The sequence below is a fragment of the Desulfobaculum senezii genome, from assembly GCF_054657395.1.
Genome location: NZ_BAAHYU010000001.1, coordinates 52,207 through 64,397, shown reverse-complemented (window position 1 = coordinate 64,397; position 12,191 = coordinate 52,207). Strand labels below are relative to the sequence as shown.

The window sequence follows — 12,191 nt, the reverse complement described above, 5'->3', positions numbered from 1 at the left end:
CGCCTCCTACCCGCCCTGCATGGCGTCCACGGGCCGCAGCCGCCGCGCGCGAAGCGCCGGAAACAGCGCGGAGAGCATGGTGATGCCAAACACCATGCTCGGCCCGATGATGACGGAAACCAGCGACAACTGCGGATACATCCGCTCCGGAATGCCATACTGCCGCAGCATGGCCCCGGCCTCGCCAAGGGAGATGCCGTGGGTCTGAAAGTACAGCGTTACCGCGCTGCCCCCGATGGCGCCAAGGATGATGCCCACCACGCACAGCGCGGCGGACTCATAGAGCAGCACCCGCACAATGCGCCATGGCGACGCGCCCATGGCCATCAGCACCCCAAACTCCCGCGTGCGCTCAAACACGGCCATCACGAAGGTATTCAGGATGGAGAAGGCCACCACCACAATGAGAATGAGATAAAAAATGCTGGAACTCGTCAGGTCCATCTGAATGCTCTGCAGCAGGCCGGGCATGAGTTCGTCCCACGTCATCACGCTCAGGCCCGTTACCCCCTGCTCCTCAAGGTCCGCCACGATGCGGGCGCGAAGGGGCGGCACAGCGGCTAAGGACTGCGCCCACAGCACCACCTCATGCACGGCCCCGCGCATGGCAAAGACCTCTTGAAAATCCGCAAGGCGCATGTGCACGGTGTTGCGGTCAAAGGCGTCCTGCCCGGTACTGAACACGCCCTTCACCGTCAGCGCCGTTGCCGCGATGGACCCGTCGCGTCCCTGCCCAAGGAGCACCAGCTCATCTCCCGGACCAATGCCGAGATTTGTGGCAAGAATGCCCCCCACTAGGGCCATATTGGCGTCGCCGGAGTCCAGATACGCGCCGCTACGCACGGTTTGCGCCAGTGTGGAGATGCGCGCCTCGGCCTCGGGCTGAATGCCCACAATCAGGGCGCCGGAGGTGCGCTCATCCGACGACACAAGGGCGAAGCCATTAGCGCGCCGCGCCACGGCTTCAACGCCTGCCTCGCCCCGCACCACATCCGTCACGGCGGCGGGATTCGCCACCACGGTGAGGATGCGCCGCTCCTTGGCGTAGCCCTCCCCCAGTATCTGGATGTGTCCGGTGTGGATGTGCACGGCAGAGTCAATCATCGTCTCATAGGTGCCAAGCTGCCACGACACGGAAAAGACCAAGAGCCCCGCCGCAAAGGCCACGGCCAAAATGGTCAGCGCGGAGCGGCGCGGATTGCGCCACACATTGCGCCACGCCATGGCGACATCCATGCTCACCGCTCCCTCACAGGGGTGGAGAGCCAGCGGATGGTAAAATAGCGTTCCGGAATCTCCACGCCAAAGGCGAGGTCCGTGTACTCAAGGCGCGTCACGTGCCCCGGCTCCTCCACCTTTTCCATCACCCACAGCCGCGGAAACAGCCGCCCGCCCATCATGGCGATGTCCGACGCCGTCATGCGCTTCACAGGGAGCATGTCCTCGTCGTAGAACACCTGCTCCAGCAGGATGTAGTCCTCACGGATGCGCAGGGTCTGCTTGCCCCAGACCACTGGCGCGGCGGGCTTTGGCAGGCACTGCACATGGTACACGGTCAGCCCCTCGTGCTGCGAGGTGCCTGTGCGGGTATGGGTGTAGTCGGCCAGCAGACTGTTGGCCTTGGCGAGGTCGTTGTTGGAGAAGTCGGACCCCATCCACGACTGCGCCATCATAGAGGGGGGAATCTTGATGGTGCGGTTGATTTTAGGGTTATAGGTCCACATCTCCTGCTGCTTTTTCAGGGTGCCGTTGTTCCGGTCCTTGGCTGGGGCCAGCACTTTAAACACGCTGTCATCGCGCCCAAGGGTCCACGCACGCAGGGTCATGCGGCGCTCCCAGTCCGGACGGCTGATGGTCATCTCCACCGTGGAGATGGACGACTCTCCGCGCCAATAATCCATCGCGCCGGAGACCACCTCCTCAGCCGTTGGGCCGTCCTGCCCGCCCGCGCGCTGCGGAGCAAAGCACAGCGCCGCCAGCACCACCGCGCAGGCAAGCAGCGCGCACCGCCAAAAGGCGCGGGACACGCGCCGGAGTGCGGCCCGGTCCCCACCGTCCTCATCATCCATACCGCTTACAGAAAGAAGATAGAGTTTCATGATTCTTTAACGGTATGAAAGTGCGGGAGAAATGTCCACAAGGGATGCACCGCGCGCGAAGCATGCCGCACACAGTCCGCGCAGAGCAGCAGTGCGCCGCACCAACGCACGTCGGCCCAGCCGCGCTGCACATGGCGCGCGGCTGGGCCGACGGAGTCTGTTCATTCCTGCGCCGCATACGGCGCACGGCGCTACATGCTCACGGAGAAGCTCACGCCGAAGTTGCGTTCGGTTCCGGGGTAACCGTCAACGTTCTGGTACCGCTCATCAAAGGCATTGTTGACGTAGACCTTCAGCGTGCCATCGGACAGCCCCTTCCACTCGTCAAACAGTGTATGCTCCACGGCAAAATCGAAGAGGTGGAAGGCGTCGAGATGTTCAGTTCGGGAATTAACAAATTCCTTTCCTGCATCATAAATCACGATTTCCGTTTCTTGCTTGTCCTTAAACTGGTAGTTGGCGAGGAGCGTCGTCTGAGGCGTCAGCGCGTAGGAGAGGCCCGCGTTGACGCGGTGCTTGGCGCGCTGGTCCACGGCTTGCTTTCCTGCGGGTTCGCCGCCAAGGGAATCCATGTCGATATAGGCATACCCCAGCGTGAAGGACAACTCGTCCGTCAGATGCCCACCAAGGACCACCTCCACGCCCTTTTGCTCAATCTCATCAAGGTTAATTTTATAATCCGTCCAAGACGCAGTGTCTGTGCTGCCCCCTCTGTTCATCGCCATATAGTCGTAGATTTTGTAATACGAGAAATCGACTTTCATGGTGATGTCACCGGTCAGGCGGCGCTGGAGCACTAGGTCGTAGCCCATGCCATGTTCGGGATCGAGCCATGCCCCCGCAGGCATCCCCTGTGGGTTCATGTCGCCATGGTAGTCCGGTGCCCGCCAAATGCGGCTGACGCCCACAGACACGCTGGTATCACGCAGGGAGGCGTCCACATCGTCCAGTTCCCACGTCAGGAAGGACTTAGGGGTGAAGCCGTCAAAGGTGCGGTTGATCCAGTCGTCTTTACCCGCAATATAATTGTTACCGTCCTTATCGAGGTTGTCCGTCCACGTCTCCACAGACTCATACCGCGCGCCAAGACTCAGGTGCAGGCGCGGGGTGATATCCCAGTTATGCTCGGCAAAGCCCGCCAGCGTGCGCACACGTTCATGACTGGCGTAGGCGGAGTCCCAGTTCGTGCGGCCATAGCCATCCAGCAATTGGCTCCCTTCTACGCCAACGGTCAGGGTGTTCTCGCCATTGATTTCCAGCACATCCATAAGCTTTACAGCGCGCTGTTCCCACTTGGTATTCCAGGAACCATCTCGCACAGTGCCATTGTCCTTCTCATCATACTTCCGGTCCCGGTTCTCGGTGCGGTGCGAGGCGGCCACGGACACCTCGCCCATGCCCGTAGGCTTCACAAAGTACAGGTCCACGGACTGCGCGATCTTGTCGGACGCGGGATGCTGCCAGTCCTCCATCATCCCTTTATGATACTCAACATGAGGATAATCATCATCAAAATCTGCCTGCGTCGGATCATTGGCCACGGCAAGGTTCCGCTCCGCGTCCACATACAGGTAGCTGAGGGTCAGGAAGCCATCATCCTCAAACAGGTAGCCGCCGCGGCCGTAGAACGTATCAATTTCCGCGTCGGTATGGCGCAGGTAGCCGTCCGTGCTGTAGCGCTGCACGCCAAGGTCGTAGAACACGCTGTCCACACCGCCGTGGCCGTCCAGATGCGTACTGGCGGTGTTAAACGAGCCATAGGACGCGCTGAAGTTCACCTGCGCGTCTTCCAGCTCTTCGCGCGAGGGCACGCGGGGGCGGATGTTCAGCACGCCGCCAAAGCTCTTGGCCGGATACAGCGCGGAGTGCGGACCGGGCAGGATTTCAATATCGCCAATCATCCACAGCGGGATAAGTGCCCCATAGTCCACAATATTGCTGGACTTGCGCCCGCCGCTCTGGCGGATGGTCAGGCCGTTCATGGCCGTTGAAAAACGCGTGGAATCAAAGCCGCGCAGGTAGACACTGTCGTCCTCTGGAACCATGTCCGACTCCTGCCGGAAGTCCACCAGAGGCATCGTCCGCAGCACATCCACCACACTGGCGGGCGTCCCCGGCAAATCGTACTCTTCAATGTCGATGGTTTCGCGGCGCGGCTCCAGCGTCACCGGGCGCGCGCCGCGCTCCATGACGTGAACGGTGCCAATGTCCAGCACCTCGTCCTTTTGCTCCGTGTCCTCAGCCAGCGCCGGAAGGGCGCACAACACCACCAGAGCCGCTGCAACGAGTGCGGCTCTGCATGAAACAGGCACAACCATGAAAGCTCCCCCCTTGCCGCGCCGGGCGCTGCACTGCGCCCGGCGCTCTCTGTACGAATAGGAATATGTTATGAAAAGCGCCCGCTACAGGGCAGACAACGCCGAAATAACGTCCACGCCCGGACGCATCAGCGCGCGCGGCGTCTGGCCGGGGGCAAGGTCGGCGTCCTTTACCCGCGTCACAAGGCCGCGCGCCGCGTCCATGTTGTCCATGAACCACAAATCCGCGTGAAGCTTATCGAGGATGGTGACGCCATAGGGGTCGCCGCCGTAGGCCTTCTTTGCCTCGGCAAAGTCAAAGCCCAGCATGGTGGCGTGCCACGGCGCATCCCCCGTTTTGGTAAACACCACGGAGCACACGGAGGGCAGCGGCTTCGGCCACGCGGCGACCTCCTCGTCCGTGGGATACAGCACAGCGTAAGCGCGCTTGCCGGGTGTGGCGTTCAGCAGTGTGGTCAGGGCGTCTTCCTTGCACCATGGCTTCAGGCTGAGGATGAAGACCTTCGTGTCCGGCCCGGACACAAGGTGCTCGCGAATGTAGGACGCAATGGCGAGGCCAGAGGACACGCCCGGGCACAGGTGGTCGTGCACCTGTACGGCCCGCAGCAGGCTGGAGCCCGCGCCGTGGTCCGCGGCGTTGATGGCGGTGATAATGCGAAACGCGTTGCCGCCAAAGAGCGCCTTGCCTTCCGGCGCGCCCAGTTCCTCCGGATGGGCAAAAAGGTACTCCGCTTTGATGCGGCGCACCTGCACCGTGGTCGCCACAGGGCGCGCCTTGTTCTTGCCAAAGGCCTGCTGCACGTCCTGCGCGGTATACTCCAGGTATGCGCAGCGCCCGCTGCCAGCATCGTAAAAAGCGAACCACAGCGGCGCGTCAAAGCGGCTTTGCACAGTGATAAGCCGCGCCGCGCCAATGCTGGCCCCGGTGGCGCGGGTCACGCCATCAAGGCAGCCCTGCGTATCCAGCCCCTGCGGCAGGGCAAAGCCCGCGTTGGTCATGACAATGGCGGTGCGCTCCTGCCACGGCGCGCCAAGGGTTCCCGCCGCCTGCGCGCTGGCCGCAACGCCAAGGGCGACCGCTTTGTCATACTGCATGGGCTGTTTCGGCCCCGCGTAGGCAATGTGCGCAAGGCACAGCACCAACAGCGCGGCCAGCGCCGCGCCTCTGCCATAGGACGCCAAGACGCCGTCTCGTTCTTGATATCGCATTGCTTCTCCTCCGTATGGTGATGAATCAGGTCAGCAGAAACTGCACGCCAACCTGAAGGCGAACCGGCAACTCAAACAGCCCCGCCGGGGGGCAGGGAAACGGCGCGGCGCGCTCCACAGCGCGGGCCGCGGCCTCATCAAGGGCCTTGGAGCCACTGGTCTGCGCCACGGTCACCGCAGACACAGCCCCGTCCCTATGCAAAACAAACCGCACCACAACCTGCCCCTGCCGCGCCGTGGCCTTGGCCTGTTCGGGATAGACCTTGATGGCATCCACACGCATTTTGAGCAGTTCAAAGTAGTCCCGCTGGCCCATGAATCCCGCCATGGCATCGCTGGCCGTAGCGGCCACGCCAACAGGCCCGGCAAGGGCGGCCATATCGCCCACTGCGCCCGGGGCTGCGGGGATGGTCGGCGCATCGACCGACGCGGTTTTCACCGGCGCAGGCGCGGCCATGGGCGGGGCCATGGCGCGGACGGGCTGCGGCGAGACGGGCGTTGGCGCATCCATCCTGCGGCGCGGGGTGGGGATATCGCGCCCGGAGTCCGAGGGCACGTCCGCCATGTCGATTTCAATGGCGGCAAGGCGCTCCGGTCCGGGGTTCGGCGCGGCCCACAGCCCAAGGCACAGCGCAATGGCAAAGACACCCACAAGGGCGGCAAACAGGCCATCCTCGCGCAGGGCGTCCATCATTGCCCCGCGCCCTTTTCGGTGGCGAGGCACAGCTTGGACGCCCCGGCGGCCTTCACCGTGTCCATGACGTGCACCGCGTTATCCAGCACCAAATCCCTATCCGCGCGGATGATGACGGCCTTGTTCGTGCGCGCGGCAAGGCGGCCCTTCACCTCCGTAAACAGGCTGGCGTCCGGGACAGGGTCGGCGTCCACCCATGTTTTGCCCGCGGCGTCCACATAGACCACCAGCTCGCGCTCCACCTGCGGGGCCGAGGCCTGCGCCTTGGGGAGTTTGACGGTGATGCCCTCGTCCACCATGAAGTTGGTGGTCAGCAAAAAATAGATGAGCAGCAAAAAGACAATGTCGATAATGGACGTCAGGGGCACCTGCACGCCGTAGCGGGGGCGGGAATCAGGACGGACCATCATGCCTCGCGCTCCGGTCCGGTCAGGGTTTGCAGGTAGGCCACTGCCCCGCGCCGCAGTCCGGCCTCGTGCCGGGTGATGCGCGCCATCAGGTAGCTGTGCGCGGCCATGGCGGGCAACGCTACGGCAAGGCCAAGGGCCGTTGTGAGCATGGCTTCCCAGATGCCGCCCGCAAGCACGGCGGCGTTCACCTTGCCGCCCATTTCCTGAATCACCATAAAGGCCTTAATCATGCCAATAACGGTCCCCAGCAGCCCAAGGCTCGGCGCAATGTTGCCAATGGTGGCCAGCAGTTGCGTGCGGCGGGAGAGATGGCGCAATTCGTCGTTGGTGGCGCTCACAAGCACGGTTTCCATCATTTCTCTGTCCGCCGCGCTGACGGGCAGCACCTGCGCCAGCACCCGGCCAAGGGCGCTGTTGTCGCCATCGAGCATGGCGCGCGCCTCACCGCCGCGGCCGTCACGCACAAGGCGTCCCAGGCCGCTTGCCAGCTCCGCCCCGCGCACCCGCACGCGGGAAAACACCACAAGGCGCTCCACAAAAATGGCGCACACCAGCACAAAACACGCAAGAATGGGATAGACGAGAACGCCCCCCTTACCCAGCAGTTCCAACATGATCCCTCCGCGTCGTTGCCGCCGCGCTATCGGCGGCGTCCGTCACGCCAGCCCGGGGCTGGCCTTTGGTCAAATCCGGTTCGCCGTCAAAGTCCATGTCCTGCGACGTGGACACAAGGCGACCCTTGGCATCATAGGTTTCCCACACATCAGGGCGCCCATCGCCGTTGGTGTCCTCCCACACTGCGGCAACAACGCCGCCGTCGTAGGTGAAGACTTCCTCGGGCGAGCCGTCGCCGTCTCTGTCACGCTCGGCGCGCAGGGCTTCGCCGCCGGGGCCGTAGAACCACGTCAGCACGGCGCCGCTGGCTTCGCGCTCGCGGCTTCGCTCCAGCGCGCCCTTCTCGTCAAAGAACTCCGCCATCTGCACCGCACCGTCCGGCTGGCGGTACTCCTTGTGGCGCAGCAGGCCCGCGCGGTAGCACAGGCGGTATTCCGCCACGCCGTCCCCGTCGCCATCCTGCGTCAGCACCATGTCCCAGCCCTCGTGGCCGTAGCGCTGCGTAATCTCAAAACGGCCGTCACCGTCCGCATCGCGCGTCAGGCGGGTCTTGTTGCCACCAGCAAACCACGCCCGAAGGTCCACGCGTCCATTGCCGGACTCGTCGGACTCCATAAACGTCACCTCACCGCCGGTCAGGCGCTGCCATGTATCAATGCGCCCATTGCCGCTGCGGTCATGCTCCACGCGCACGCACTGGCCTGTGGCGTCGTAGGTTTCCTTATGGTCCGGGCGTCCGTCGCCGTCCGCGTCACGCGTGAGGCTGGCGCGCACGCCATCCGCAAACAGCACCACGGTTTCGCGGCGTCCGTCGTGGTCCTCGTCGCGCTCAAGGCGCTGGGGAACGCCTGCGGCGTAGGTCTGCACGGTGTCAAAGCGCCCATCGGCGTTGGTGTCCTGGCGCACCGTGGCGGGGACGCCCTCGGCGTCCAGCAGGCGAACCGTGTCACGCGCGCCGTCGCTGGTGGTGTCGGCCTCCTGCCGCACGGGGCGGCCCTTGGCAAAATATGTCGTCAGGTCCAGACGTCCATCGCCGCTTACGTCCTGCTCCTGCCGTTCGGGCAGACCCCCGCTGTACACGGTGCGGCGCGTCAAAACGCCCTGCGGCGTGCGCTCCTCCTGCAGGACGGGCTGCCCGCCCTCGTACTGGCGGATCATCTCGGCCCAGCCGTCCTCGTCCACATCGTGTTCGCTCCGGCAGACGTTGCCGTCCGCAGCAAAGGTGTACACAGCCTCGGCAATGCCGCTTTGGTCCGCGTCCACACGCCGGGTGTGCAGAACGCCGCCGTCATACTCCTGCCGGCTTTCCCACACGCCGTTTTGGTCCACGTCCACCGTCACGGCGGCGAGCACGCCATGGGCATAGGACTGCACCGTGTCCAGAACGCCGTCCCCGGTGCTGTCGCGACGGATGGTCAGGGGCTGGCCCTTGGCATCAAAGCGGGCGTCGTATTCCACCTGCCCATTTGCGGCGAGGCGCTGCTGGTGCTGGCGTACGCCGCCTGTGTAGGTTTCGGTCCACTCCCACACGCCGTCGCCGTCAGCGTCGCGCTCCACGCGGGCGATAGTGCCGCCCTCGTAGTGCTGGCGCAGTTCAAACCGGCCGTCAGCATCGGCGTCCACCTCAAGGCGCGTCAGGTGCCCGCCCGCATCAAAATGCGCCACGCGGTCCACCACGCCGTCGCCGTCGGTGTCCTTTTCCATCGTCCTTGCCTGCGCGGGGAGGGAAAACCCCGCCAGCAGCAAGACTATCGCGAGAATATGAAACCTTTTTGCACCCATAGACCCACCTCTTGAGTTCAGGTCCGTACTATCTTTTTTGAGTTAGAGCAATTTTTCGCATAATCATTTTTTTTTACTCATCGTAATTTCATATGAAATATAAAAACGTGTCACCCAGGGCTAATTTTCCGCCCCTGACCGGCCTTTGGCGCGGATTCTCCCCCTCTTGCCTCACACACCCCTTGACCTCGACACGCCCTTGCGTATCCAATGCGCGCGAACCTTCTCACCATAAGGACACCGCATGACACAACAGCATTGCGACACCATAGCCAAAAGCCTCGGTCTTTCTCAGGCCGCCATTTCCGCCACGGCGGAGCTTCTGTCCGGCGGGGCCACGGTTCCGTTTATTGCCCGCTACAGAAAGGAGCAGACCAAGGGGCTGGACGAAGTCCAAATCGCCGCCGTGCGCGAGCAGATGGACCGCCTTGCCGAATTGGACAAGCGCCGCGAGTCCATCATGTCCTCCCTCACCGAACGGGACCTGCTGACGGATGACCTGAGGCGCGCCGTGGCGGGCGCGGCCACCATGGCCGAGTTGGAGGACATCTACCTGCCCCACCGCCCCAAGCGCCGCACCCGTGCGGAAATGGCGCGGGAAAAGGGCCTTGCTCCGCTGGCCAAGGCGATTTTGGTGCAAAAGGGGCTGGACCCGGCGGACGGCGCGCGCCGCTTTGTGAATGCGGACAAGGACGTGCCGGACGTGGACGCCGCCCTTGCCGGAGCGCGCGACATCATTGCCGAGGTTGTGGCCGAGGACCGCGCCGCGCGCGAGACCCTGCGCCAGCTCTTTACCCGTCAGGGCGAACTGCGCTCGGCGGTCGTCAAGGCCAAGGCCGAGACGGACACCGCCGCAACCTTCCGCGACTATTTTGACTGGGGCGAGCGCGCGGCCAAAGCGCCGGGACACCGGGTGCTGGCCATCCTGCGCGGGGAAAGCGAAGGCATCTTGCGCGTGAGCCTGCGCCCGGACGAGGACGCCGCCCTCACCCGCCTGAGCCGCCGCTTTGTGCGCGGCAAGGGCGCAGACAGCCAGCAGGTGCTGCTGGCCGTGCAGGATGCCTACAAACGCCTGCTCACCCCCGCCATGGAGAACGAAGCCAAGGCCGCCCTCAAGCTGCGCGCCGATGACGAAGCCATCACCGTCTTCGCGGACAACCTGCGCGAGCTGCTGCTTGCCGCGCCCCTCGGACACAAGCGCGTGCTGGCCCTTGACCCGGGCTACCGCACTGGGGCCAAGCTCGTCTGCCTTGATGAGCAGGGCGCGCTGCTTACGGAGACGAAAATCTTCCCCACCCATGGCGGGCGCAAGGCCGAGGAGGCCGCGCGCACCGTCACGGACCTGTGCAGCCGCTACGCAATACAGGCCATCGCCATCGGCAACGGCACTGCCGGACGCGAGACGGAAGCCTTTGTCCGGGGCCTCACCCTGCCCGGTGCGCCCGAGGTTGTGATGGTCAACGAAGCTGGCGCGTCGGTCTACTCAGCCTCCGCCACTGCGCGCGAGGAATTCCCGGACCATGACGTCACCGTACGCGGGGCGGTCTCCATTGGCCGCCGGCTCATGGACCCGCTGGCCGAGCTTGTCAAAATCGACCCCAAAGCCATTGGCGTTGGGCAGTACCAGCATGACGTGGACCAAAAGAAACTGCGCGCCGCGCTGGACGCCGTGGTGGAGCACTGCGTCAACGCCGTGGGCGTGGACGTGAACAGCGCCAGCGTGGAGCTCTTGTCCCACGTCTCGGGCCTTGGCCCGTCGCTGGCGAAGAACATCGTGACCTACCGGGCGGAGAACGGCCCCTTTGCCTCCCGCGCGCAGCTCAAGAAAGTCCCCCGCCTTGGGCCCAAGGCCTTTGAGCAGTGCGCGGGCTTTCTGCGCGTCACCGGCGGGCGCGAACCGCTGGACGCCAGCGCCGTGCACCCGGAGCGCTACGCCCTTGTCCGCCGCATGGCCGAGGACGCCGGAAGCACCGTCCCGGACCTCCTCGCCAGCGCGGACGCGCGCTCCCGCATTGACATACACGCCTACGTGGACGGCGAGGTGGGCCTCCCCACCCTGCGCGACATCATGAGCGAGCTGGAAAAGCCCGGGCGCGACCCCCGCAGCAGCTTTGAGGTCTTCTCCTTTGCGGACGTGCACGACATCAAGGATCTGGAGCCCGGCATGCATCTGCCCGGCATTGTCACCAACGTCACCACCTTTGGCGCGTTTGTCGATATTGGCGTGCACCGCGACGGCCTTGTGCATATCAGCCAGCTGGCCGACCGCTTTGTGCGCGACCCGGCCGAGGTGGTCCGCGTGCGCCAACAGGTGCGCGTACGCGTCACCGAGGTGGACCGCGAACGCGGCCGCATTGGCCTGAGCATGAAAGACCTTGCTGACGAATAGCACACGCCTTCTCCCCCCCCCCACACTCGCACAGCCCCCCGCCCGCCGGGGGGCTTTTTTTTGGCGCGCCAAAATCCCCACCACCCGCGCCACGCGCCCGCATCCCGGGGCAAACCGCGCGCCAAGGCGCCGCGTACAACTCTGCGCCATACTTGCGCTTCCCGCAGTTTCAGGTATTTTTGATGGAATCGGTCAACCCTCTTGCCCTTGCGGGGAGGCGAGCATGGTGGAGCGCGTGGAGAATGCAGGCCGCATTCTGGCCATACTGGTGCGGGCTGGGCACAGCGTGGACGGCATCGAATTTTTCACGCCCGGGGACTTTTCACAGCAGCTGGCGTCCATGCGGCGCCCGTGCGGCCACGTCATCCCCCCGCACGCGCACAACCCCGTCCAGCGCGAGGTGCTGTTGACGCAAGAGGTCCTCTTTGTCGTCAGCGGCCGGCTGCGGGTGGACTTCTACGACGACGAATGCGCCTACCTCTCCAGCCGCATCCTCACCGCCGGGGACGTTATCCTTCTGGCCTCGGGCGGGCATGGGTTCGAGATGCTGGAGGACACCCAGCTCATTGAAGTCAAACAAGGTCCCTACGCCGGAGACCACGACAAGACGCGCTTTTGCGGTGTGGACCGCGGCCAGACCTTCATCCCTGAAACGGACGAGACGGACTAGGAGAC

The 12,191-nt window shown here is 64.3% G+C and carries 10 protein-coding genes; 2 read left to right on the top strand and 8 right to left on the bottom strand.

All coding sequences use genetic code 11. The annotated features are described in order from the left end of the window. Positions 1-6: 6 nt before the first annotated feature. The 8 genes from ACYQ2T_RS00265 to ACYQ2T_RS00230 form a co-directional block, all read right to left on the bottom strand. The gene (locus ACYQ2T_RS00265; RefSeq protein ID WP_459897518.1) at positions 7-1,236 is read right to left on the bottom strand and encodes an ABC transporter permease; all 1,230 of its coding nucleotides are present in this window, start codon (positions 1,234-1,236) and stop codon (positions 7-9) included. Between the two features lie 2 nt (positions 1,237-1,238). Next, complete coding sequence (locus ACYQ2T_RS00260; protein ID WP_459897517.1) at positions 1,239-2,099, bottom strand: outer membrane lipoprotein-sorting protein; 861 nt, start codon at positions 2,097-2,099, stop codon at positions 1,239-1,241. Positions 2,100-2,290: 191 nt separating this feature from the next. After that, positions 2,291-4,417 carry a TonB-dependent receptor gene (locus ACYQ2T_RS00255; protein WP_459897516.1) on the bottom strand — a complete coding sequence of 709 codons (2,127 nt, stop codon included), beginning with the start codon at positions 4,415-4,417 and terminating at the stop codon, positions 2,291-2,293. Positions 4,418-4,501: 84 nt separating this feature from the next. Next, the gene (locus tag ACYQ2T_RS00250) at positions 4,502-5,626 is read right to left on the bottom strand and encodes an FmdE family protein (RefSeq protein ID WP_459897515.1); all 1,125 of its coding nucleotides are present in this window, start codon (positions 5,624-5,626) and stop codon (positions 4,502-4,504) included. Positions 5,627-5,651: 25 nt separating this feature from the next. Then, the gene (locus ACYQ2T_RS00245; RefSeq protein WP_459897514.1) at positions 5,652-6,320 is read right to left on the bottom strand and encodes a TonB family protein; all 669 of its coding nucleotides are present in this window, start codon (positions 6,318-6,320) and stop codon (positions 5,652-5,654) included. Further along, on the bottom strand, positions 6,317-6,730 hold the full coding sequence (locus tag ACYQ2T_RS00240; protein WP_459897513.1) for an ExbD/TolR family protein: 414 nt from the start codon (positions 6,728-6,730) through the stop codon (positions 6,317-6,319). The genes ACYQ2T_RS00245 and ACYQ2T_RS00240 overlap by 4 nt, the downstream gene beginning before the upstream one ends. Next, positions 6,727-7,344: a MotA/TolQ/ExbB proton channel family protein gene (locus ACYQ2T_RS00235; RefSeq protein WP_459897512.1), complete on the bottom strand. Its 618-nt coding sequence runs from the start codon at positions 7,342-7,344 to the stop codon at positions 6,727-6,729. Before ACYQ2T_RS00235 ends, ACYQ2T_RS00240 begins: the two co-directional genes overlap by 4 nt. Then, positions 7,325-9,049, bottom strand: coding sequence for a hypothetical protein (locus ACYQ2T_RS00230; protein WP_459897511.1), 1,725 nt, complete (start codon positions 9,047-9,049; stop codon positions 7,325-7,327). The genes ACYQ2T_RS00235 and ACYQ2T_RS00230 overlap by 20 nt, the downstream gene beginning before the upstream one ends. Positions 9,050-9,371: 322 nt before the next feature. Between ACYQ2T_RS00230 and ACYQ2T_RS00225 the strand changes: the two genes are divergently transcribed. Beyond that, entirely contained in the window at positions 9,372-11,516 is a 2,145-nt protein-coding gene (locus tag ACYQ2T_RS00225) for a Tex family protein (protein ID WP_459897510.1), read from the top strand. 223 nt (positions 11,517-11,739) lie between these two features. After that, entirely contained in the window at positions 11,740-12,186 is a 447-nt protein-coding gene (locus ACYQ2T_RS00220) for a cupin domain-containing protein (protein ID WP_459897509.1), read from the top strand. The last annotated feature ends 5 nt before the right edge of the window (positions 12,187-12,191 follow it).